The following is a 22,596-nucleotide window of genomic DNA, read 5'->3' on the forward strand; positions in this document are numbered from 1 at the left end:
ACACATCATCACTGTCAGCCCTCGAACTTGTAGCCCAGCCCGCGGACGGTCACCAGGTGCACCGGCTTGCCGGGATCGGACTCGATCTTCGAGCGCAGACGCTTGACGTGGACGTCGAGGGTCTTGGTGTCGCCGACGTAGTCCGACCCCCACACCCGGTCGATGAGCTGTCCGCGCGTGAGGACCCGGCCCGAGTTGCGCAGCAGGTACTCCAGCAGGTCGAACTCCTTGAGCGGCAGCGTGACGGCCGTGCCGCGGACCAGCACCGTGTGCCGCTCGATGTCCATCCGCACCGGCCCCGACTCCAGGACGCCGATGTCGCTGACCGGCTCCGCCTCGGCCTCGGCGCCGCGGCGCAGCACCGCCCGGATGCGGGCGATGAGTTCGCGGGCCGAATAGGGCTTGGTCACGTAGTCGTCGGCGCCCAGCTCCAAACCGACGACCTTGTCGATCTCACTGTCGCGGGCGGTCACCATGATCACCGGGACGGTCGACGTCGTCCGCAGTCGCTTGCACACATCGGTGCCGGACATCCCGGGGAGCATGAGGTCCAGCAGCACGATGTCCGCGCCCTCGGACTCGAAGTTCTCCAGCGCGGTCGGGCCGTCCCCCGCGACGGTGACCTCGAAGCCTTCCTTGCGGAGCAGGAACGCCAGCGGATCCGCCAGCGAGTCCTCGTCCTCCACGATCAGCACCCTGGTCACGGCACCTGGTCCTCTCCTTGGTCGGCGTGCTCGGCGCCGGGGGTCCCCCCGGCGCCACCCGGCTCCACATGAGCCGGAAGTTCGAGTGTGAAGGTCGACCCCGTACCGGGGCGGCTCCACAGGCTGACGGCGCCGTTGTGGTTCTGGGCGACGTGCTTGACGATCGCCAGACCCAGCCCGGTCCCGCCGGTGGCGCGGGAACGGGCCTTGTCGACGCGGAAGAACCGCTCGAAGACGCGGGCCTGGTGCTCCGGGGCGATGCCGATCCCGCGGTCGGTGACCCGCAGCGTCACGGTGTCCCCGGTCGCGGACCGGGTGATCGACACCGGGGTGTGGTCGGGCGAGTAGTTGATGGCGTTCGAGATGAGGTTGGCCACCGCCGTGACCAAGAGGGTCCAGTCCCCCTTGACCTCCAGCCCGGACGGCGCATCGGTGATGAGCTCGATCCCGGCCGCCTCCGCCGCCGACGCGGACCGGCGCAGGGCCTCGGCCACCACGTCGTCCACGTCCACCGGTTCCGGGTCGCGGATCCGTTCGGCGCCCTGCAGTCGAGAGAGTTCGATGAGCTCGGAGACCATCTTGCCGAGCCGCTGGGCCTCGCTCACCACGCGTCCGCCGAAGTACTCGACCGAGTCCGGGTCGTCCTTGGACTCCAGCAGCGCCTCGGCGAGCACCGCCATCGCCCCGACCGGGGTTTTGAGCTCGTGCGACACGTTGGCGACGAAGTCGCGGCGGGCCGCCTCCATACGACGGTGCTCGGAGTCGTCGTCGGCGAAGACCACGACGAACTGCTCGCCGTTGCCCTCGAGGATCTCCCCGCGCCCGCTCACCGACGGTATGCGGCGGCGGCCGGGGGCCATCTTGGCGGGCAGGTCGAACCGGGCGGGGTGGCCGTCCGTGAACGTCGACCGGGCCGCGCGCCAGACCGGCTCCACCAGCAGGCGGTCATCGACGATCCCCAACTCCGCTGCACGACGGTTGTAGAGGACCACGTCCTGGTGGCGATCCACGACCGCCAGTGCGTACGGCGCCTGCTGATAGACGCCCCGCAGGACATCCAGCCGGCTGGGCCCGGCCTGCTCCGCGCGCCGACGCTCACCGCGTCGGTGGATCAGTGGGACGACGAAGCCGCCCACGATGAAGCCGATGATCCCGGCGACGATCGCGAGGAAGATCCCCAGACTGACCTGCACGACCCCGATCCTACGGTGTGGCGTTCCGGCGCCCGAATCGCCAAACCCCCGGCCACCTGCGCGAAGTTCGCAGGCTGCCGGGGGTTCGCGACCCGTTCACCGGGCCTTCACCTACTACTTGCCGCCCTGGTTGGCCACGGCGGCCGCACCCGCGGCGGCGGCCTCCGGATCGAGGTAGGTGCCGCCCGGGTTGGCGACCAGCCCGGTCTCGTCGAAGTGGTAGACCAGCGGGATCCCGGTGGGGATGTTCAGGCCGGCAATATCCTCGTCGGAGATGCCGTCGAGGTGCTTGACCAGGGCGCGCAGCGAGTTGCCGTGCGCGGCCACCATCACGGTCTTGCCCTCCGCGAGCTTGGGGGCGATCTCGGCGACGTAGTACGGGATGAACCGGTCCACGACGTCCTTGAGGCACTCGGTCAACGGCACCTCCGGCAGGTCCGCGTAGCGCACGTCGGAGGTCTGCGAATACTCGCCCGCCGGGTCGATCGGCGGCGGCGGGGTGTCGTAGCTGCGGCGCCACAACATGAACTGCTCGTCGCCGAACTGGTCCTTGATCTCCGCCTTGTTCAGGCCCTGGAGCTTGCCGTAGTGACGCTCGTTGAGCTTCCAGTGCCGGATCACCGGGACCCAGTGGCGGTCACAGGCGTCCAGCGCGATGTTCGCGGTGGTGATCGCGCGACGCAGCAGCGAGGTGTACAGGATGTCCGGCAGGATCCCGGCCTCGGCGAGGAGCTTTCCGCCGCGGACCGCCTCCTCCCGACCGAGATCGGTGAGGTCGACATCGACCCAGCCCGTGAACTGGTTGGATGCGTTCCACGTGGACTGCCCGTGACGCAGGAGGACGAGTGTTCCGTAAGCCATACGGCCATTATGACCCGCGCTCCGAGGACTACGGTGCAGACATGACCGCACACGCCGGAGACACCCCCGAATCGACCGGGCGGCCGTGGACCGTCCACTACACGCCGGGGACCACGCAGGATCTCGACTACGGCACCACCACGCTGATCGACCAGTTCGACGACGCCGTGAGCTCCTACTCGTCCCGGCCCGCCACCGAGTTCTTCGGCCGCCTGACCACCTACGCCGACCTGGGCAGGCGGGTGCGCCGCGCCGCCGAGGGCCTGCGGCGCCTGGGCGTCGACCGCGGCGACCGCGTCGCCGTGCTGCTGCCCAACTGTCCCCAGGGCGTCGCGGTCTTCTATGCGGCCCTGCGCATCGGTGCGATCGTCGTGGAGCACAACCCCCTGTACACCGCCGACGAGCTCGAGGGCCCCTTCGCCGACCACGGGGCGAAGGTGGTCGTGACCTGGAACGTCGTCGCGCCCGTGGTGCGGGACCTCGCCGACCGGCCCGGCACCGCGATCGAGCACATCATCTCGGTCGACCTGCTCGACGAGCTCCCCGCCGCCAAGAGGCTGGCGCTCAAGCACCTGCCGGTGCCGTCACTGCGCGCCTCCCGGGACAAGCTCTCCCGGCCGGCACCCGGCACGCTGGACTGGGCGGACCTCGAGACGGGCGCCGAGCTGGATTTCTCGTACCCGCGGCCGGCGGCCGAGGATCCCGCGTTGATCCTCTACACCTCCGGCACCACCGGCACCCCGAAGGGCGCCGTGCTCACCCACGCCAACCTGGTGGCCAACGCGAAGATGGGTCGCGCCTGGGTTCCCGAACTCACGCCGGGCGAGGAGAAGTTCCTCGCCTCCCTGCCGATGTTCCACGCCTACGGCGTCACGCTGTGCGTGGTGTTCGGGATCGCCGAGGGCGCGCGGCTCCAACTGGTCCCGACCCCCGACATGGACCTCATCATGCCGATCCTGAAGAAGGAGCTGCCGACCTTCATCCCGGCCGTCCCGCCGATCTACACCAAGATCCTGGAGGAGGCCGAAAAGCGGAAGATCCCGCTGCACGGCATCCGGCACTCGCTGTCCGGCGCCATGAGCCTGCCCGCCGAGCTCATCGAGAGGTGGGAGTCCGCCACCGGCGGCCTCCTGGTCGAGGGATACGGGATGACCGAGACCTCCCCCATCACCGTCGGCAACCCCATGTCGACGGCGAGGCGGGCCGGCTCCATCGGCGTCCCGTTCCCGGACACCGATATCCGTGTCGCGGACAAGGACGACCCCTCGGTCGACGCACCGGCCGGCGAGCCCGGTGAACTGTTGGTTAAAGGACCGCAGGTGTTCCCGGGCTACTGGCGCAACGAGAAGGCGACCGCCGAGACCTTCCACGACGGTTGGATCCGCACCGGCGACGTCGTGGTGCAGGACTCCGACGGCTTCCTCCACGTGGTGGACCGGATCAAGGAGATGATCGTCACCGGCGGGTTCAACGTCTACCCGTCGGAGGTCGAGGCGGTGCTGCGCACGGCCCCGGGCGTCGCGGACTGCGCCGTGGTGGGCCGCCCGAGCTCCGACGGCGGCGAGAAGGTCATCGCCGCGGTCGTGCCGGAGCCCGGCGCCACACTCGACCCCGACGCCCTGCGCGCGCACTGCAAGGGCTCGCTGGCCGGGTACAAGGTCCCGCGCGAGTTCGTCGAACTGGACGAACTGCCCACCAACCCGATGGGCAAGGTCCTGCGCAAGAGGGTCGCGCAGCAGATCAACCCCTGACCGGTGGGTTGTCCCGGCCCCGGGCTACTCGGGCTGGGGCAGGTCCTCGGTGAGGTGGCGGAACGCGTCGAGGTTGCGCAGCGGCTCGCCCCGGGACACCCGCCACTCCCACTCGCGGCGGATCGAGGTGTGGAAGCCCAGCTCGATGAGGACGTTGAAGTCGTGGTCGGCGGCCTCGAGCACCTGACCCAGCACGCGGTCGAGCTCCTCCTCGGTCACCGCGACCAGCGGCATCCGGCCGACGAGGTAGATGTCGCTGTTGTTGTCCAGCGTGTAGGCCACCTGGTAGAGCCGCCGGTTGCGCCGCAGCAGGTAGTTGTAGACCTTCTCGAAGTCCTCGTCGGGTCGGCGGCACACGAACGCCTCGATGCGCACGCTCTCCCGGTTCACCGTCAGGTGGCACGCGGTCTTGAGGCGCTTCTCCCCCGGCAGGATCACGACGAAGGTCCGTCCGTCGGCCAGCGTCGACTCGATCTCCCGCTCCACGAGGAAGTTGCGGATCCGCTCGACGGTGGGGGCGTCGACATCGTCCCGGTGCGGGGCCGGCCCGTCGTCGTCCATGCGCTTGCTCTCGGTGGGGTCGATCATCGTGACTCCTTCGGGGTGGTCGGCTGGGACTTCTCGTCGGCTGGGGCCTGTCGTCGGCTGGGGCCTGTCGTCGGCAAAGACTTGTCGTCGGCCGGGCCAGGCGTCGGCCGGGCCTCGTAGGCGATTCGACGCGGCGGCTCCTGCGGACGGGAGATCAGGACGCGGTGGCCTCCGCACGTCGGGCCCGGTATGCGGCCATCGTGCCCGCATACGAGGACAGCAGCCCGTCGGCGGTGGAGTCCCAGGAAAACCCGGAGGCGTGTACCGGGGCGGCCCGCGACATCGACAGGCGCAGCTCGTCGTCGTCCAACAATCCCGACAACACGCGCGCCCACTCCCGCGGATCGTGCCCGTCGACGGTGATCCCGGTCCGGCCGTCGCCGACGGCCGTCGGCAACCCGCCCACCGCGGCCGCGACCACGGGGGTGCCGCACGCCTGCGCCTCGAGCGCCACCAACCCGAACGACTCCGAGTACGACGGCACCGCCACGATGTCGGCGGCGCGGTAGACGTCCACCAGCTCCGACGGCGGGCGCGGCGCCAGGAAGCACACGCGGTCGGCCACACCCAGCTCCTCGGCCAGCTCCATCAGCGAGCGCGGCCTTTCGAGCCCCGACCCGCTGGGCCCACCGACGACCATCAGACGCACATCGCGGCGGGGCTGGGCGCGCACCATCTCGGCCAGCGCCCGCACGATCACGTCGGGCGCCTTGAGCGGTTGGATCCGGCCGACGAAGGCGATCACCTCGGAATGCTGCCCCAGCCCGAGCGCGCGGCGGGCCCGCTCGGTCCCGCGTTGGGTGCCGGGGGTGTATTGCTCGAGGTCGGCGCCGGGCGGGACGACGTCGGCATGCGCGGGGTCGGCGTCGTAGTAGTCGACGAGTTCGCGCAGTTCGTCGGTGGTATTGGCGACGAGCCGGTCGGCGGCGTCCACGATCTGCTGTTCACCGATCCGCCGGGACTCGGGCTCGGGGGTGTCCCCCTCGGCGAGGACCGCGTTCTTCACCGCCGCCAGGGTGTGCGCGGTGTGCACCAGTGGCACCCCCCAGTGCTCGGACGCGACGAGCCCGGCCTGGCCCGAGAGCCAGTAGTGGGAGTGGATGAGGTCGTAGTGGCCCGGCGCCTGCCCGGCCTCCGCCCGCATCACGCCGGCGACGAACGGGCACAGCTGCGTGGGCAGGTCCTCCTTGCGCAGGCCCTCGAACGGTCCGGCCACGATGTTGCGGACCAGCACGCCGTCGCCCGCCTGCTCGACCGACGGCTGCGACGAGTGGGTGGCGCGGGTGAAGATCTCGACCTCCACCCCGCGGCGGGCCAGGCGGCGCGCGGTCTGCAGGACGTAGACGTTGAGCCCACCCGCGTCGCCCGTGCCCGGCTGGGCGAGCGGCGAGGTGTGGAAGGACAGGACCGCGATGCGCCGGGGCAGGGGGTGCGCGGCGCCGGGGTCGAGGTCGGTTACGGTCACCCGTCCGATTGTGCCCCCGCCCGCGCCGGGGTGCACGTCGCCCGTGCCCCCGCCCGCCCTGAGGTGACGACGACGAGGTGGGCTCCAGCGCGCCGGGCCCGCCCGCCACGAACGGCTACAGGGAGGCGGCGAACTCGTCGAGCTCGGCGAGGAAGCGCGGCGTCTCCTCGAGGAACGGCGCGTGCGCGGACTCGGCGAACTCGACGTAGCGGCCGCCGGGGATCATCTCGGCGTTCGCCTGCCCGGCCGACGGCAGCACCACCCCGTCGTGGGCGCCGTGGATGACCAGCGCGGGGATCGACAGGCCGCGCAGGGTGTCGTCGTTGTCCACCTTGCGGGTGAGCAGCGCCTGCCGGACCGTCGGCGGCGTGGCCAGCGACAGGCCCAGGATCCGCTGCCCGTCCGAGCCCGATCCCGAGCGCATCATGGCTGCTCCGAAGCTGGTGAACGCCGCCAGCGCGACCGACGGCTTCTCGTCGAACGCCCCGCCCGAGGTGACCTCCTTCATGGCCGGGCCGATCGCGCCGCCCGCCGAGCGGGAGAGGGAGGTGACCGCACCGCACAGCACGATCCCGCCGACCCGGCCCTCACCGCGGGCGGCCAGGTAGTCCGCGACCACGACCCCGCCGTAGGACCAACCCAGGAGGATCGCGCCCGAGCCCTCGGTGATCCCGGCGGAGTCGAGGACGGCCTCGACGTCGTCGGCCCACTGCGGTGCCGAGTCGTAGCCGCCGGCCGGGACGTCGGAGTGCCCGTGGCCGCGCAGGTCGATCGCCACCACGCGGAAACGCCGGGCCAGGTCGTTCAGCACGTCCTGCCCCCAGCTCGCGCTCGACTGCGCCCACCCGTGGATGAGCACGAGCGGCCGGGCGGCGGGGTCACCGAGCACGCGGTAGGCGATCGCGGTGCCGTCGGACGAAACGGCCGAGGCGAGGGCGGGCGCAGGGAGGGTGGGCGCGGGCGTCGAGGCGGCGGGGGCGTCGGTACGGGCGTCGGTTGGCGAGGCGGAGGGGGAGGCTGAGGTCATGAACCTCATGGTGCCAGAGCCGATCGCCGCGATCCGGCCCCCAGACCCCGCCCGCGGCGGTTACCGTTGCGCAATGGCAGCCACCAGCACCCGGACCGACCCCGATGTCGTGGTCCGCACGTTCTTCGACGCCCTGATGACCGGCTCCACCGCCTCCGCCGCGGACCTGCTCAGCGAGGACGTCTGGTGGGCCAACATCGGCCTGCCGACCATCCGGGGCAAGCGCGCGGTCGTCGGCGCGATCTCCTCGATGAACCGCAGCATCCGCTTCGGCGTGGAGATCCACCACCTCGCGGTGTCGGCGCCCGCGGACCCGACCGACCCGGCGGCCCCCGTCGTGGTGCTCACCGAGCGCACCGATTACCTGGGGGTGGGGCGGTTCCGCGTCGGCTTCTGGGTGTGCGGCCGCCTCGAGGTCCGCGATGGCCGGGTGTGCGGTTGGCAGGACTACTTCTCCAAGGCCGACATGGCCAAGGGCGCGGTGCGCGGACTCGTCGAAATGGTCACTGGTCGGGGTCGCTGACCTCGTCGTCGTCGTCCTCCCCCATCGACCGTGTCGGACCCGCCGCCTAGTCTCTAGGCCATGAGCATCGACCACTCCGCCGCCCGTGAGCGGCTCGCCGCCCTGCCCGCCGAGACCCGCATCGCGGTGGTGACGGGGGCGTCGTCGGGGATCGGTGAGGCGTCCGCGCGCGAGCTGGCCGGCCTCGGGTTCCACGTGGTCGTCGGGGCGCGGCGGGTCGACCGGCTGGAGGCGCTCGCGGCGGACATCGGCGGCACCGCCCTGCCCCTCGACGTCACCGACGCCGACTCGTGCGAGGCGTTCTGCGCGGCCATCCCCCGGCTGAACGTGCTGGTCAACAATGCGGGCGGCGCCAAGGGCACGACCAGTGTGATGGACGCCGACGAGGACCAGTGGCGCTGGATGTGGGAGACCAACGTCATCGGCACGCTGCGCATGGTCCGCGGTCTCATGCCGGTGCTGGTAGATACGGGCGACGGGCTGGTCATCACCATCACCTCGATCGCGGCCCTCGAGTCGTACGACAACGGCTCCGGTTACACCTCGGCCAAGCACGCTCAAGCGGTCCTGCACCGGACGTTGCGCGGGGAGCACCTGGGCCAGCCGGTGCGGTTCACCGAGATCGCGCCCGGCATGGTCGATACCGAGTTCTCCCGCGTGAGGTTCGACGGCGACGACGACAAGGCGGCCGCCGTCTACCGTGGGCTCACCCCGATGGTGGCCGAGGACGTGGCGGAGATCGTCGGGTTCGTGGCGAGCCGGCCCTCGCACGTCAACCTGGACCAGATCGTGGTGAAGCCGCGGGACCAGCACTCCGCGATGCGCGCCCACCGGGGCTGATGTGCGGTAGGTGAGGCTGGCCATGGTGTACCCAGGTTAGGCTTACTGACCTGGTGAAACGTCGCCGGCGAACATAGGCTGGCCCCCTACCGAAAGGGGCCTCCTCCATGGCCAGGAACAAGAACTCATTCGTCGAACTCCTCTCCGCTCAGGTCGGTCACGAGTTCGCCGCCAGTCAGCAGTACATCGCGATCGCCGTGTGGGCGGACGCGCAGGACCTACCGCAGTTGGCGTCGCGCTTCTACTCGCACAGCCTGGGTGAGCGGAACCACGCGATGATGATGGTCCAGTACATGCTCGACCGGGAGATCGCCGTGACGATCCCGGCCGTGCCCGCGCCGGAGGCCCAGTTCCGCGGTCCCGCCGATGCGCTGCGCGCCGCACTGGAGCAGGAGAAGCAGGTCACCCGGCAGATCGAGGCGATGTTCCAGGCCGCCCGCGCCGAATCCGACCCGCTCGGCGAGCAGTTCATGCTGTGGTTCCTCCGCGAGCAGGTCGAGGAGGTCGCCAACATGAACACCCTGGTGACCATCGCCGAGCGCGCCGCCGACGACTGGTTCCGCATCGAGGAGTACCTGGCCCGCGAGACCGACTCCTCCACCAACACCGGCACCCCGCCCTCCGTGGCCGGCGGCGCCGTCTGACCCTGCGCCGGCTGCGCCGCCACGCCGCCGGGCCACCGCGCCACCTGGCCACCTCGCCGTCGAGAAGAGTGTTTCGCGCGTATCTGTCGAGTAGAGGCGCGCGAAACACTCTTCTCGACGGCGGCGCGGTGGCAGGCGCGGTGGCGGGGAGGCAGCGGCGCGGCGGGCGTTGCGATCAGCCGCGGGAGAACTCCACGTAGCTCACCCCGCTCTCGAAGTCTCGACGCGTCCGACGGGTCAGCGCCAGCGGGAGCGCCCCGCCAGCCGCGCCCGGCCCGCCCGTCGCCCGCGCCACCAGCGGGATGCCCGCGCCGAGGACGACGGGATTGACCTTGAGGCGGAACTCGTCGATCTCGTCGACCACCTGCCCGGCCAGCATCCCGCCCCCGCACAGCCAGATGGCCAGCGGCGAGCCCTCGGCCTTGAGCCGGCGGACCAGCGTCACCGGGTCCTCGTCGGACGCCGTCAGCCCCTCCTCGGCCGGCAGCTCGTCCGGCCGGTGGGTCACCACGTACTGGCGCAGGTGCGGGTACCCGCTGGCCAGTCCCTCGTCCACGGCCACCTGATGGGTGGTGCGGCCCATGATCACGGTGTCGAATGCCCGGTGCGGGGTCCGCGCCAGTCCGAGCGGCTCGCGCAGGTGGCCGGGGATCGTCTCCGGATAGTGCTCGATGATCCAGGGCATGTGGTCGCCCTCGACGGGGAAGGCGTCGACGCCGCCGTCGGGGTCGGCGATGACACCGTCAACGCTCACGGCCACGTAGTAAATGAGCTTGCGCATGGTGGGCCCTCTCTCGGGGATAGGTGTGTTCGCGTGCGTCCACCCCGCCGGAGCGGGGTCAGCCGAGGGTGATCACGTCGTCCACCCCCACTCGATCGCAGAATCCGTCGTCGTGACTGATCAACAGCAGCGCACCGCGCCACTGCGAGAGCGCGTCGGCGAGCACCTCTACACCGTCGAGGTCGAGGTTGTTGGTCGGCTCGTCCAGGACCAGCAACTGCGGGACCGGGCGGGCGAACAGCCGCGCCGCCAGCGCCGCACGGAGTCGCTCGCCACCGGACAGGTCACCGAGCCGGCGGAACCCGGCGCCGCCGGTGAACAGCAGCCGCGCCGCGTGGGCATGGGCCTCCTCCGCCGACGCGGCGGGGCGGACGGCTCGGATCGCGTCGATGACCGACCACTCCGGATGCTCGACGCGCAGATCCTGCGGCAGCAGGGCAAACGGGACGTGGACCACCTCGTCGTTGAACCCCTCGTCGACGAACCCCTCGTCGACGCCGCCGGCGCGGTCCGGACCGCGAGCGCCGAGGAGGCGTCGCAGCAGCGTCGTCTTGCCGCTGCCGTTCGGCCCGGCCAGGCGCACGCGCGCGGGCCCCGCGAGATGGACCCGGCCCGCGACGGGGTCATCGACGTCCAGCACCACCCGGCCGGCCGGCAACCCTGGGTCGGGCAGCTCGACCCGCAGCCGCTCCTCGCGCCGGACCGCGGCATTGGCCGAGCGCATCCGCTCCCGCGCCTGCTCGACGCCCTGGTCGTGGACCGCGCGCAACCTGCCGGCCGATTCCTGCGCCGACGCGCGACGGGCGTTCATGAGGATCTTGGGCATTCCGCCCGCCGCCTGCACCCGCCGCCCCTGCGCGACCCGCCGGCTCGCCTTCTCGACCCCCTCGACCCTGTCCCGCCTCTCGGCGCGCAGATCGTTCCGCGCCCCGGCCAGCGACTGCACCGCGGCCGCCTGCTCGGTCTCGATCACCTCGCGATAGTGCGCGTACGGCCCGCCGAACACCCGACAGCGGCCGGCGCGCAGCTCGACCGTCCTGCCGGCACGGTCCAACAGCTCGAGATCGTGGCTCACCACCAGGACCACGCGATCGCCGCCGCCCACGAACCCGCCGATCGCCGCGAACAGCCGCTCCCGCGCCCGCCCGTCGAGATTGTTGGTGGGTTCGTCCAGCAGGAGGACCCGGGGCCGCCCGAGCAGTCGACCCGCCACCGCGGCCAGAGTGCGCTCCCCGCCGGACAGCGCCACCACGGGTCGGTCCAACTCGGTCGGCAGGCCCAGGTCGTCGAGCAGCGCGACCGTGCGCTCGGCCACGGCCCAGTCATCGCCGACGAGCTCGAAGTCGTCGTCGTCGCCCTCCCCCGCCTCGATCCGCGCCAGCGCCTCCAGTCGCCCGCCCACGCCGAGCTCATCGGCGAGGGTGCGCTCCGCCGGGGCGTCGGCGAGCAGTTGCGGCAGGTATCCCACGGTGGGCGGGCCCGCCGGATCGCCGTCGACGGTGATCGACCCGTGCGTCGGCCGACGTTCGCCCGCGATGAGGCGGAGCAGGGTGCTCTTGCCGGCGCCGTTGCGACCGACGAGGGAGGTCAGGCCGGGACCGACGGCGAGGTCGAGCCCGTCGAAGAGTGGGGTGTCGTCGGGAAACGCGTACGCGACGTCCGACAGGACGAGGAAAGACATGCGTGCTCCAGGAGAGGTGGCGTGTGGCCGGGACTCACCTGTGGTTCAGCACTGTCCTTCGATCTCCTCGTCTCATTCCCCTCGGCTCCGCCCCCCTCGCGGCCCCGGGTCTCCCCGGAGTCGCGCCGTGCGCCCGACCGACGTTCACGCTGAAGCTACACCGCGGTCCCGGCGGCGGCAAGAGCCGGATTCTGCACGAACCCGCGCCCGCTCACCACGACCCTGCGCCGGTCCACGGAGTTCCGGTGCCTCGGCGGGCGGGTCGGTCGATGCGGCAGATCGCGTGGAGGGGCGTGTCACCGGGGTTGTCGGGCGTGAGCTCCGCGTCCGGCAACCGCCGGAACCCGGCCCTGAGCAGGGCACCCCAGGATCGCGGGTTCTCGATGTTCACGGGAACGATCACGCAGCTCGCGCCGGGGTGGTGAGCCCAGATCTCGGAGACCGCCCGGGCCGCCATCGCCGCACCGGCGCCCCTGCCGCGTGCCGCCGGTTCGGCGATGCATTCCGTCTGTGCGTCATCGAGGTAGGGGCCGAAGTCCTGTTCGACCCGGTCCGGCGAGTTCTCCGACCACCATCGTGCGACGAGCGGCTCGGCCAGCCAGCGCGCGAGCGTCGGCAGGTCGTCGCGGGTCAGCGGACGGAACCTCACCTCGGGAGCGGCGGTCTCGACGGCTCCAGCGTAGACCCGGCCGGGACTCCTGCCGAGGGTGTGACGGCGCGAGTGTGACGGCGCGGGTGTGACGGCGAAAGAGGGACGGCGAGGGCTACATGAACGCGCTGGGCGGCAGGCCCTCGCGGCTGCTCATGGGCAGTTCCTTCTCGAGCCGCTCCATGAAGAAGTGCGACTGCACCGCGGTCCAGATGTTGTTGGTGAGCCAGTACAGGCCGATCGCGATGGGGAAGTTGAAGAAGTACGCGCCCACGATCGGGAAGAACGGGAACAGGTACATCATGATCTTCATCGACTGGTTCATCGACTCGGTCATGGACTCGGCCATCGACTGGAAGTCCTGCGGCTTGGCCGCCGCATCAGCGCCTGCTCCAGCGCCCGGACCGGCCGCGCCGGCAGCGCCCGCGGTGGCGGGAGTGCCCGGGGTGCCGGCCGTACCATCGCGGCGGTCGGCGGCAGTGGAGCCGCCCTCCGACCCGACGTCGGCGTCGGCCGCGGTGGCGGGCTTCTCACCGTCGATCTCCACCACTTCGCCGTCGACGAACGGCCCGCCGGCGCGGTCCTCGGCCTCGACCTGCGCGATCGCCGCCTGCTCGGCAACCTTGGCCGCCTTCTGCCGGCGGAAGGAGTTCCACATGTTGATGAACGTGGCGATGCCGGCCAGCACGAACAGCGGCACGGCCAGCATGAGGATGTCCTCGCGCACGAGCCCCGGGTGCAGCGAGTCCATGACCTCCTGCGGCATCCGGATGTAGGACGCCAGCGGCACCCCGAAGATCTCCGCGTTGAGGAACGACTCGACCTGGTCGGGACCGAACGCCCCGTTGGTCATGGTGGCGGCTTCCTCGATGGACACCCCGCGCGGCGAGAAGTTGATCAGCACGTAGTACAGCCCCAGGAAGACGGGGATCTGCACCAGTAGTGGCAGGCAGCCGGCCGCAGGGTTGACGCCGGCGCCGGAGTACAGCTCCTGCATCTCCTTGGCCTGGGCCTGCCGGTCCTCGGGCGACTTGCGATCCTTGTACTTGAGCTGCAGTTCCTTCATCTTGGGGGCGAGCTGCGCCATCTTGCGCATCGAGTACTGCTGCCGCCACATCGACCGCAGCAGCAGCAGGCGCACTGTCACCACCAGCAGCAACACCGAGCCGACCCACGCCACGCCCGAGTCGGGGTCCACGACGAAGCTCAGCGCCCAGTGCCAGAACTTCATGACGAGCGACACCGGATACGCGAACAGGTCCACGGGATTCTCCAACGACGAGCGGCGCCGGGGAGGGCGCGCGGGGCGGGACAGACCACAAAGGTCTCCCTCCAGCGTGCCAGGGTCGGCGCCCGCGGTGGGCGTCGGGGTCGTGCGGCCGGGGTCAGGCGGCCGGGGTCAGGCAGCCGGGCGACACGCGGGCGTCAGATGCTGCAGCCCACCCACACCGGCTCGGGGTACAGCTCCACGCCGAACGCCTCGCGCACGCCGTCGCGCACCTCGCGCGCCAGCGCGATCACATCGTCCGCCGTCGCCGACCCCCTGTTGGTCAGCGCCAGCGCGTGTTTGGTGGAAAGACGCGCGGGTGACGACGACGAGGGATGCCCCTTGGAGAAACCGGCCCGCTCGATGAGCCATCCCGCCGAGAGTTTGATCCCACCAGGGGCGGAGAAGGCGGGCATCTGCTCGGCCTGCGCGGACCCGAGCCTGCCCGCCACCCGGGATCGCACCGTGGGGAGTTCGTCCTCGCCTATCACCGGGTTGGTGAAGAAGGATCCCGCGGACCAGGTGTCCTCGTCGTCGTCGTCCAACACCATCCCCTTGCCGCGGCGTAGTTCCAGCACGGTCCGCCGCACCACGGCGGGGTCGGTCCGCTCGCCCGGCGCGACGCCGAGGCGGCCGGCAAGTTCGGCATAGCGGATCGGTTCGCTGCGGCCGGCGGGGTCCAGGCGGAACTCGACCTCCAAGACCACGGCGCGGTCGGAGTTCTTGAGCACGGACGTGCGGTAGGCCAGGCCGAGGGCGTCGGGGGCGACCCACTCGTCGACGCCGGTGGCGCGGTCTAACCAACGCACGCGGTGCAGGACCTGGGCGACCTCCACCCCGTAGGCGCCGACGTTCTGCACGGGCGTCGCGCCGACCGAACCCGGGATGCCGGACAGGCATTCGAGGCCGCCGTAGCCGCGCGCGACGGTGTCTGCGACCAGGTCCTCCCACGTCAGACCCGCACCGGCGCGGACGACGAGCTGGTGGTCGCCTCCGCCGGAGACGTAGCTGATCTCCCGGTTGCGCAGGGCCACCACCACGAGGTCGAGGTCACCGCCGGCGACCACCAGGTTCGAGCCGCCGCCCAGCACCAGCACCGGCACGTCGGCGGCGTCCAGGGCTCGCACGGCCGCGACCACCGCTTCGGCGTCCGCGCACTCCAACAGCGCACGCGGGCGGCCGCCGATGCGAAGGGTGGTCAGGTCTGCGAGACGGGCGCCGGGCACGACGTCGATGCCGTCAATGCGCGCCAGCTCGGCAACGACCGGGTCGGCCGGATGCGGTGCCGGGCTCGCGGACGGGCCGGGCGACGGGCTCGCGGCGGGGTCGGGCGACGGCGGGTTCACGGGTGCGAGCGTAACCGGCGGCTTGTAGGGTCTGACCCCATGGCAACCCGCTTCTCCCACTCGGCCCGCATAGACGCCCCCGTCGAGACCCTGTTCACCGCCTACGGCAACGAGGCCTACTGGCGGGACCGCATCAGCGCCGTCGGCAGCCCGGAGGACACCCTCGACGACTTCTCCGCCACCGACGACACGATCACCGTGACCATCACCCAGCACATCCCCGACTCCGACATCCCCGACCTCGCCCGCAAGGTCCTGTCCGGGCAGCTGGTGATCGTTCGGGCCAGCACCTACACCGGCTTCGACGGCGAGCGGTTCACCGGCACGGCCCATGCCGAGGCCGCCGGCGGGCTCGGGCTGATCGACGGGGGCGGCGAGGCCGTCAGCCGGGACGGGGCGACCGTCGAGTCCGTCTCCGGTCAGGTCAAGGTGTCGGTGCCGATGCTCGGCGGCAGGCTCGAGAAGCTGGCCGTATCCCACCTGGACCGGCTGCTCGAGGACGAGTACCAGCACCTGAACCGCTGGGTCGCGACCCGCTGACCTGCAGCTACGAGGTGGCTGCTGCGCGCCCGGCCCGGATAGGCGAGAATCGGACGAATGCAGAAGCCGCACGACACGCAGCGACTCCCCGTCCACGACCAGCCCGGCGTCCAGCACGCCGAGACCCAGCAGTTCCCCGCCGCACACGGGGCCGGGTCCGGGGCCGACGGTGCCCGGACGGGTGGACGCGGCCCGGGCGGCCCCTGGACGGGCGGGTCCGGCTCTGACGGCGCGGGCCGGTGGCGGCGCGGGCCCATGATCGCGCTCATCGTGGTGCTCGCGGTGGCGGGTCTCATCGCGGGGCTGGTCGGCCTGGAGTTCGGCATACGCAACGCCATCAAGAACCGCATAAACGAGGAGGTCACCGCCAGCTTCGGCTCGCCCGCGCAGATCGAACTGGGCGCGCGCCCGGTGCTCCTGTCCTACCTCGACGGCAGCCTCGGCTCCGTCCGCATCACCACCGACGGCTCCCCCGCCGAGGGCGCCACCGGCCCGGCCCCGCAGATCGACATCCGGGCCGACGGCGTGCGCTCCGAGGGCGATCTGACCCACGTGGACTCACTGACCGGCACCGCGTTCGTGTCCGAGGAGACCATGTCCGCCGCCGCACAGTCCGAGGGCGCGGCCGGCGACACCCTGCTCGGCGGGCTGATCCAGGTCCAGGACATCATGGCCGACCCCACCGCCGGCACGCTGCGCGTGTCGATCAGCGGGCTGGCCGAGGCCGTGGTGACCCCCCGGCTCGTTGGCGGCGACCTCGAGATCCAGCCGGAGCAGGCGTCGATCCTCGGCTTCCCGCTGCCGAACGAACTGCTGGGCGGTACCATCTCGATGATGGACTCGGCGCTGGCCGAACTGCCCGAGGGCGTCGAACTGACCGGCGTGCGGGTGGTGCCCGGCGGGATGACCGTCGACCTCGCCGGACAGGACGTCTTGCTCGAGGCGACCGAATGAACCCTGGGCGCGACGGGGGCGGCGTCGGGGCCGCAGACGACGGCGGCGTCGACGTCGACGGCACCGCAGACGACAGCGGCGACGGCACGCGCCTACTGATCATCGCCGACACCCACCTGCCGACGCGCGCCCGCGACCTGCCCGCCCTGGTGAGGGACGAGGTCGACGCCGCGGACGTGGTCATCCACGCCGGCGACTGGATGGACGTCGGGCTCCTCGACGCGCTGGAGGAACGCTCGGCCCGGCTCATCGCGTGCTGGGGCAACAACGACGGCCCGGACCTGCGCGAGCGCCTGCCCGAGGTGGCACGCGAGACGATCGACGGCGTGCGTCTGGTGGTGACGCACGAGGCCGGCGCGTCCGCGGGCCGCGACACACGCATGGCCAAGGCCTACCCGGACACCGACGTCCTGGTGTTCGGGCACTCGCACATCCCGTGGGACACCACCGCGCCGAGGGCGTCCGGCCAGGGCGGCCTGCGACTGCTCAACCCGGGCTCCCCGACCGACCGGCGTCGCCAACCGCACTGCACCTACATGACCGCGACCATCGACGGCGGCGCGCTGGGTGACGTCGAGCTGCACCGGCTCTGACGTCGCCCCGCCGCTTTGCGCCCGACCGGCGACCGCGGAATCTGCCTACCCTGGGTCCATGAGCAATGACACCACCATGCGCGCCGTGCACCAGGACACCCTCGGGGAGCCGGACGTCCTCGCCGTCGTCGACCTCCCCCGCCCCACCCCGCGCACCAACGAGGTCCTCGTCCGCGTCGAGGCCGCCAGCGTCAACCCCACCGACTGGAAGCACCGTGAGAACGGCGGCTTCCTCGGCAAGCCCCCCTTCGTGCTCGGCTGGGACCTGTCCGGTGTGGTCGAGGAGGTGGGCATCGGCGTCGCCCGCTTCTCCCCCGGCGACGAGGTGTTCGGGATGCTCTCGTACCCGTTCGGGCACGGAGCCCACGCCGAGTACGTCGCCGCCCCCGCGGCCTGGTTCGCCCCCAAGCCCGCCTCCCTCGACCACGTGCAGGCCGCCGCCCTGCCGCTCGTGTCGCTGACCGCATGGCAGGCGCTCGTCGAGTACGCCGACATCCAGCCGGGTCAGCGGGTGCTCATCCACGCCGCCGCCGGCGGGGTCGGGCACGTGGCCGTCCAGATCGCCAAGGCCCGCGGCGCATACGTGATCGGCACCGGCAGCGCCGGCAAGCACGACTTCCTGCGCGAGCTCGGCGTCGACGAGGCAATCGACTACCACGACGTCGACATCGCCGAGGCGGTCAGCGACGTGGACGCCGTGCTCGACACGATCGGCGGTCAGACGTCCCTCGACTCCCTGCGGACGCTGCGCCCCGGCGGGATCGTGGTGTCGATCCTGCCCGTGGGGTCCGGCGACTTCTTCCGGGAGGCCGAGGAGCTGGGGGTGCGTGCGGTCCGGATGCTCGTGGATTCCTCGCGCCACGACCTGGTCTCGATCACCGAGCTCGTCGAACAGGGTGCGCTCCGGGCGACGATCGCCGAGGTCTTCCCGTTGGAGCAGGCCGCCGAGGCGCATCGTCGCGGCCAGACCGGTCGGACCGCCGGCAAGATGGTGCTGACCACGGGCTGATCCCGGGCGGTCGGCAGTCGGGCGGTCGGCAGTCGGACGGTCGGCAGTCGGACGGTCGGCAGTCGGACGGTCGGCAGTCGGGCGACGCGGCTATTCGGGGAAGCCCTCCAGCACCGCGCGGGAGCCCGACAGCCCGAGGCGGGTCGCACCGGCGGCGATCATCGCGCGGGCGGCATCCGCGTCACGGATCCCGCCCGAGGCCTTGATGCCCAGCCGGCCGCCCACCGCCCGGTCCATGGCCTCGACCGCGCGCACGCTGGCGCCGCCGGCGGGGTGGAAACCGGTGGAGGTCTTGACGAAATCGGCCCCCGCCCGGGCGACGGCATGGCAGAGGGCCTCGATTCGTTCGTCGCCCGCCTCCTCGCCCAGCGCCTTGTGGATGGCCGCGGTCTCGAGGATCACCTTGATGACCACGGGCGGCGGCACGGCATCCCGCATGGCCAGCACATCGGCCATGACCTCGTCGACCAGTCCGGCGATGGCGGCGCCCACATCGATCACCATGTCCACCTCACGGGCCCCCTGGTCCACCGCGAGCCTGCCCTCCATCGCCTTGACCAGCGAGTGGTGCTTGCCGGAGGGGAAACCGGACACCGTGGCGACGACGAGCTCCTCACCCCGCACCGGGAGCATGGCCGGGCTCACGCACACGGCCTTGACTCCCAACTCGCGGGCCTCGTCGACGCAGGCCCGGACGTCGTCGCGGGAGGCGTCGGGGGAGAGCAGGGTGTGGTCGATCATGGCGGCGACCCGGGCGCGGGTCAGCTCGTTCGTCGCAGTGGCGTCCATGCCGGCCAGCCTAGCGGGGGCGCCCGTCTTCCCTGCTGGCACAATGGGCACTCATGTCACGTCGCTTCGTCCTCACCCTGGGTTGCCCGGACCGCATCGGTATCGTCGCCCGGATCGCCACCTTCCTCGCCGAGCTGGGCGGGACGATCACGGAGGCGGCCTACCACGCGGACGAGGACTCGAACTGGTTCTTCACCCGCCAGTCCGTGAGCGCCGAGTCGATCGGCATGGAGATCGACGAACTGCGGCGCCGCTTCGAGCGGGTTGCAGCCGAACTGGGCCCGGAGACCGACTGGCACATCTCGGACTCCTCCGAGCCCAAGGACGTCGTCATCCTGGTCTCGAAGGAGGGGCACTGCCTCCACGACCTGCTGGGTCGGGTGGAGAGCGGTGACTACCCTGCGCGGGTCCGGGCCGTGATCGGCAACCACGAGAACCTGCGCGGCATGGCCGAGTCGCACGGTGCGCCCTTCCACCACGTGCCGTTCCCGGCCGACCCCGCCGAGCGAGGCCCGGCATTCGCGGAGGTCGCCGCGATCGTCGACGAGATCGACCCGCACGCGATCGTGCTGGCCCGCTTCATGCAGGTCCTGCCGGACGAGCTCTGCACGAAGTGGGCCGGGCGTGCCCTCAACATCCACCACAGCTTCCTGCCCAGCTTCGTGGGCGCCCGCCCCTACCACCAGGCGCATGTCCGCGGCGTGAAACTGATCGGGGCGACCTGCCACTACGTGACCGCCGACCTCGACGAGGGGCCGATCATCGAGCAGGACGTCATCCGCGTGGACCACACAGCGACGGTGAAGGACATGGTCCGGCAGGGGCGCGACGCCGAGAAGCTGGTCCTGGCCAAGGGGCTGCGCTGGCACCTCGAGGACCGGGTGCTGGTCCACGGCGGACGCACCGTCGTGTTCACCTAGGTCCGCTCCCGGGAAAGTCAGCTCCCCTGGGAGGTCCGCTCCCGGGGAGGTCAGCCCTTGGGGAAGCCGTGCCGCTCGCTGAGCAGGGTCTCGGCCGCCGAGAGGAAGATCAGGCGGGCGGCGGCGCCGGCCCGGGGCATGATCCCCGTGACCCTCTTGATGATGACGGACTGGTCCATCCCGGCGTCGCGCATCGTCTCCACCAGGATGTCGAGCGCCTCGGCCGACGTACTCTGCCCCTTGAGGAACAGGCGACCGATCTTGTCGATCCCCTCCTCACCGACCCCGAGGACGATGAGTTCGCGGAACAGCTCGTACATGTAGCGGTCCGCGAAGAAATGGTCGGCCGCACTCGGCTCACTGACCAGGCCGATGGCCGATCCCTGGTCGAGGAGTTCCTCGGCGAACTCGAAACCCGCGACGGCCTCCACGCCGCCACGAGGGAGGCGGCGGCGGGTGCCGCTCGAGCGTCGCTCCGGTAGGACGGCGTCCGAGTTCAGCAGCTCGGAGAGCGTGAAGCCGTGGCGCTCCGCGATGAACAGCTCCTCGATGGTGGCGAACGTGTAGCCGCGGTCGAGCAGCCGGAGGATCTGGTTCAGTCGGTTCTTGTGGTCGGGCCCGTAGAACGCGGTGCGACCCCTGCGGACGGGGGCCGGGAGAAGTCCCCGCTTTTGGTAGACGCGGATGTTACGCACCGTGGTGCCGGAGTCCTCGGCCAGCTCCTCGATCCGCTGGAACCCGTCGGCCTCCGGTGGTGTCACCTGCGCCGTCCCCCGACAGCGGGCCGGACGTCGGCGAAGAACACACCCACTGCCACCATCGCGATGATGCTGAGGAAGCCGAACGGCCGGATCGCGAACATGAGGGCGGCCACGGCGCAGATGCCGATCCAGGCGGGCTTGGGCCACTTGCCCTCGATCGAGTACGCCGACGCGGGCGGGAGGACTGCCAGCACCAGTCCCGCCAGGGCCCACACGACGAGCGCGCCCTGGATAGCCAGCTGGACCATGCCCCACGTCCCGGGAAGAGTGTCAATCACGCGGCCCAGTGTAGTCGGCACTCATGTCACCGCGGTGTGACCATGTTCACGGCGTCCAGATCCCGGCCCGGCCCCTGCGGCGGACCTCAACGCACGACGCCCCGGCCCCTCCGGAGAAGGAGGGCCGGGGCGTCAGGTGCCGCTGTATCAGACGCGGTCGGTGCCGGCGGGGGGCAACGGGGTGTCCGCGGTGGTCAGCGCGGGATCGTTGTCCGCGAGCTCCATCGGCGTGGGGGCGTCCGAATCGCCCCCGGCCGATGCGGCGGCCGGCTTGGCAGCAGTCGACTTGGTGGCAGCCGGCTTGGTGGCGGCGGGCTTGGACGCCGCGGGCTTACCGGCGGCCGGCTTGGTCGCGGCCGGCTTGTCGGCGGTCGCCGCACCCGTCGACGACGGGGTGGCCGTGGCCTTGGTGGTCGTCGACTTCGCGGCGGCCTTCTTGGCGGGCGCCTTCTTGGCCGGGGCCTTCTTGGCGGCAGCCTTCTTGGCCGGTGCCTTCTTGGCCGTGCGGGCCTCGACCTCGGCGGTGCCGCGAGCGACCTCGGCGGACGCCTTGGAGGCGGCCTCGTCGACGCGGTCCGCGGCCTTGTCGACGTTGTCGGCGGCCTTGCCCGCCGTCTTGTCGACGCGCTCGGCCACCTCGTCGACCCGCTCGGCCGCGGAGTCGGCGGCGTCGCCGGCGGTCTCGGCCGCCTGGCGGGCGCTCTTGGAGACGCGGCCAGCCGCCTTCACACCGATCGTGCGGGTCTGGCGGGCGACGGTGCCGAGGGCGTCCTCGCCCAGTTCGACCTGCTCCTCGACGGCGCCGGCGGCGCGGGCCACCTGCTCGTTGACTCGGGCCAGGCCGGCCCCGAGCTGCGGGTTCTCCTCGCGGAGCCGGCTCACGACGTCCTCACCGCGGGCGGCGAGGCCACCGTAGATCCCGGCCGCGACCTGGACGTACGCGTCGGCGACCTTGCGCAGCTCCTCCGGGCGGAAGCGGGTGACGAGCTCCTCGACCTCGGCCGGCAGGGCCTGGACGCGCTCGGGGACCTCGTTCACGCGGTGCTGGACCTCGGTGACGCGGGTCTGCGCCCCGGCCACGCGCTCGTTGATACGGTTCTGCGCCTCGGCCACGCGCTCGGTGACCTTGGTCTGCGCTTCGGTGACGGCCTCCTCGGCGCGACGGCGCAGGTCCGCGACCATGCCGGAGACGGCCTGGATGGCGAGGTCGTTGACCCCGACGTAGGCGTAGACCGGGGTGCGCACGGCGGCGATGGCCTGACCGAGCGGGCCCTCCAGGGCCTGCTCCTTGACGGCCTCGCCCTTGGCCTGCTGCTCGGCGGCCTCGGCGGCGGTCTTCTTGGAAGTGGGCTTCTTGTCGGCCATTTTGACTCCTCGGTGGTGTCGTGCGGGTGTTCTCTTCTGCGGTGTCACGTGGCCCTGAGGGCCGCCG

Annotated in this window: 24 protein-coding genes; 9 read left to right on the forward strand and 15 right to left on the reverse strand. The window is 71.5% G+C overall.

Annotation, left to right across the window (positions count from 1 at the left end; all coding sequences use genetic code 11):
• Nucleotides 1-14: 14 nt before the first annotated feature.
• The 3 genes from AYO52_RS11000 to AYO52_RS11010 form a co-directional block, all read right to left on the reverse strand.
• Nucleotides 15-704: a response regulator transcription factor gene (locus AYO52_RS11000; RefSeq protein ID WP_067717069.1), complete on the reverse strand. Its 690-nt coding sequence runs from the start codon at nt 702-704 to the stop codon at nt 15-17.
• Nucleotides 701-1,897, reverse strand: a complete 1,197-nt coding sequence (locus AYO52_RS11005; protein WP_067717072.1) for a cell wall metabolism sensor histidine kinase WalK — start codon at nt 1,895-1,897, stop codon at nt 701-703. The genes AYO52_RS11000 and AYO52_RS11005 overlap by 4 nt, the downstream gene beginning before the upstream one ends.
• A gap of 114 nt (nt 1,898-2,011) precedes the next feature.
• A complete protein-coding gene (locus tag AYO52_RS11010; RefSeq protein WP_067717075.1) occupies nt 2,012-2,758 on the reverse strand; it encodes a phosphoglyceromutase in 747 nt (248 codons plus the stop codon).
• Nucleotides 2,759-2,799: 41 nt separating this feature from the next.
• Here AYO52_RS11010 and AYO52_RS11015 point away from each other — a divergent pair, with 41 nt between their 5' ends.
• Entirely contained in the window at nt 2,800-4,509 is a 1,710-nt protein-coding gene (locus AYO52_RS11015; protein WP_067717079.1) for a long-chain-fatty-acid--CoA ligase, read from the forward strand.
• A gap of 24 nt (nt 4,510-4,533) precedes the next feature.
• Here AYO52_RS11015 and AYO52_RS11020 read toward each other — a convergent pair whose 3' ends face one another.
• The 3 genes from AYO52_RS11020 to AYO52_RS11030 form a co-directional block, all read right to left on the reverse strand.
• On the reverse strand, nt 4,534-5,097 hold the full coding sequence (locus AYO52_RS11020) for a YbjN domain-containing protein (RefSeq protein WP_069389592.1): 564 nt from the start codon (nt 5,095-5,097) through the stop codon (nt 4,534-4,536).
• 154 nt (nt 5,098-5,251) lie between these two features.
• On the reverse strand, nt 5,252-6,562 hold the full coding sequence (mshA, locus tag AYO52_RS11025) for a D-inositol-3-phosphate glycosyltransferase (protein ID WP_067717081.1): 1,311 nt from the start codon (nt 6,560-6,562) through the stop codon (nt 5,252-5,254).
• 115 nt (nt 6,563-6,677) lie between these two features.
• Entirely contained in the window at nt 6,678-7,589 is a 912-nt protein-coding gene (locus tag AYO52_RS11030; protein ID WP_082923954.1) for an alpha/beta fold hydrolase, read from the reverse strand.
• Between the two features lie 73 nt (nt 7,590-7,662).
• Here AYO52_RS11030 and AYO52_RS11035 point away from each other — a divergent pair, with 73 nt between their 5' ends.
• From AYO52_RS11035 to AYO52_RS11045, 3 genes are all read left to right on the forward strand, one after another.
• Nucleotides 7,663-8,112 (forward strand): limonene-1,2-epoxide hydrolase family protein, encoded by a 450-nt coding sequence (locus tag AYO52_RS11035; RefSeq protein ID WP_067717084.1) that lies wholly within the window; start codon nt 7,663-7,665, stop codon nt 8,110-8,112.
• 60 nt (nt 8,113-8,172) lie between these two features.
• Nucleotides 8,173-8,952 carry an SDR family oxidoreductase gene (locus AYO52_RS11040; protein WP_067717087.1) on the forward strand — a complete coding sequence of 260 codons (780 nt, stop codon included), beginning with the start codon at nt 8,173-8,175 and terminating at the stop codon, nt 8,950-8,952.
• 107 nt (nt 8,953-9,059) lie between these two features.
• Nucleotides 9,060-9,596: a ferritin gene (locus AYO52_RS11045; protein ID WP_067717088.1), complete on the forward strand. Its 537-nt coding sequence runs from the start codon at nt 9,060-9,062 to the stop codon at nt 9,594-9,596.
• Nucleotides 9,597-9,771: 175 nt separating this feature from the next.
• On the opposite strand, the gene AYO52_RS11050 is transcribed toward AYO52_RS11045, so the two are convergent.
• From AYO52_RS11050 to AYO52_RS11070, 5 genes are all read right to left on the reverse strand, one after another.
• Nucleotides 9,772-10,377: a dihydrofolate reductase family protein gene (locus AYO52_RS11050; protein WP_067717091.1), complete on the reverse strand. Its 606-nt coding sequence runs from the start codon at nt 10,375-10,377 to the stop codon at nt 9,772-9,774.
• A gap of 58 nt (nt 10,378-10,435) precedes the next feature.
• Complete coding sequence (locus AYO52_RS11055) at nt 10,436-12,058, reverse strand: ATP-binding cassette domain-containing protein (RefSeq protein ID WP_067717093.1); 1,623 nt, start codon at nt 12,056-12,058, stop codon at nt 10,436-10,438.
• Nucleotides 12,059-12,269: 211 nt separating this feature from the next.
• Nucleotides 12,270-12,707, reverse strand: coding sequence for an acetyltransferase (locus AYO52_RS11060; protein WP_067717096.1), 438 nt, complete (start codon nt 12,705-12,707; stop codon nt 12,270-12,272).
• 115 nt (nt 12,708-12,822) lie between these two features.
• Nucleotides 12,823-13,971 (reverse strand): membrane protein insertase YidC, encoded by a 1,149-nt coding sequence (gene yidC / locus AYO52_RS11065; protein WP_067717099.1) that lies wholly within the window; start codon nt 13,969-13,971, stop codon nt 12,823-12,825.
• 161 nt (nt 13,972-14,132) lie between these two features.
• Nucleotides 14,133-15,227, reverse strand: a complete 1,095-nt coding sequence (locus tag AYO52_RS11070; protein ID WP_371517652.1) for a UDP-N-acetylmuramate dehydrogenase — start codon at nt 15,225-15,227, stop codon at nt 14,133-14,135.
• A gap of 132 nt (nt 15,228-15,359) precedes the next feature.
• Here AYO52_RS11070 and AYO52_RS11075 point away from each other — a divergent pair, with 132 nt between their 5' ends.
• From AYO52_RS11075 to AYO52_RS11090, 4 genes are read left to right on the forward strand one after another with little or no spacing between them, the layout of a single operon-like run.
• Nucleotides 15,360-15,860, forward strand: a complete 501-nt coding sequence (locus tag AYO52_RS11075; protein WP_067717100.1) for a DUF2505 domain-containing protein — start codon at nt 15,360-15,362, stop codon at nt 15,858-15,860.
• Nucleotides 15,861-15,917: 57 nt separating this feature from the next.
• Nucleotides 15,918-16,814 (forward strand): DUF2993 domain-containing protein, encoded by an 897-nt coding sequence (locus tag AYO52_RS11080; RefSeq protein WP_067717103.1) that lies wholly within the window; start codon nt 15,918-15,920, stop codon nt 16,812-16,814.
• The gene (locus AYO52_RS11085; protein WP_082923953.1) at nt 16,811-17,407 is read left to right on the forward strand and encodes a metallophosphoesterase; all 597 of its coding nucleotides are present in this window, start codon (nt 16,811-16,813) and stop codon (nt 17,405-17,407) included. The genes AYO52_RS11080 and AYO52_RS11085 overlap by 4 nt, the downstream gene beginning before the upstream one ends.
• Before the next feature lie 58 nt (nt 17,408-17,465).
• Nucleotides 17,466-18,416 carry an NADP-dependent oxidoreductase gene (locus AYO52_RS11090; RefSeq protein WP_067717106.1) on the forward strand — a complete coding sequence of 317 codons (951 nt, stop codon included), beginning with the start codon at nt 17,466-17,468 and terminating at the stop codon, nt 18,414-18,416.
• A gap of 90 nt (nt 18,417-18,506) precedes the next feature.
• On the opposite strand, the gene deoC is transcribed toward AYO52_RS11090, so the two are convergent.
• Nucleotides 18,507-19,205 (reverse strand): deoxyribose-phosphate aldolase, encoded by a 699-nt coding sequence (gene deoC, locus AYO52_RS11095; protein WP_067717109.1) that lies wholly within the window; start codon nt 19,203-19,205, stop codon nt 18,507-18,509.
• A 53-nt stretch (nt 19,206-19,258) separates the two neighbouring features.
• Here deoC and purU point away from each other — a divergent pair, with 53 nt between their 5' ends.
• Nucleotides 19,259-20,125 (forward strand): formyltetrahydrofolate deformylase, encoded by an 867-nt coding sequence (gene purU / locus AYO52_RS11100; RefSeq protein WP_067717112.1) that lies wholly within the window; start codon nt 19,259-19,261, stop codon nt 20,123-20,125.
• 50 nt (nt 20,126-20,175) lie between these two features.
• On the opposite strand, the gene AYO52_RS11105 is transcribed toward purU, so the two are convergent.
• The 3 genes from AYO52_RS11105 to AYO52_RS11115 all read right to left on the reverse strand — a co-directional run bounded on the left by AYO52_RS11105 (nt 20,176) and on the right by AYO52_RS11115 (nt 22,529).
• Nucleotides 20,176-20,886 (reverse strand): MerR family transcriptional regulator, encoded by a 711-nt coding sequence (locus tag AYO52_RS11105; protein ID WP_067717114.1) that lies wholly within the window; start codon nt 20,884-20,886, stop codon nt 20,176-20,178.
• Complete coding sequence (locus AYO52_RS11110; protein ID WP_067717117.1) at nt 20,883-21,164, reverse strand: DUF2516 family protein; 282 nt, start codon at nt 21,162-21,164, stop codon at nt 20,883-20,885. The genes AYO52_RS11105 and AYO52_RS11110 overlap by 4 nt, the downstream gene beginning before the upstream one ends.
• 147 nt (nt 21,165-21,311) lie before the next feature.
• A complete protein-coding gene (locus AYO52_RS11115) occupies nt 21,312-22,529 on the reverse strand; it encodes a hypothetical protein (protein ID WP_067717120.1) in 1,218 nt (405 codons plus the stop codon).
• Between the last annotated feature and the right edge of the window lie 67 nt (nt 22,530-22,596).

The sequence above is a fragment of the Dietzia sp. 111N12-1 genome, assembly GCF_001658045.1.
GTDB lineage: Bacteria > Actinomycetota > Actinomycetes > Mycobacteriales > Mycobacteriaceae > Dietzia > Dietzia kunjamensis.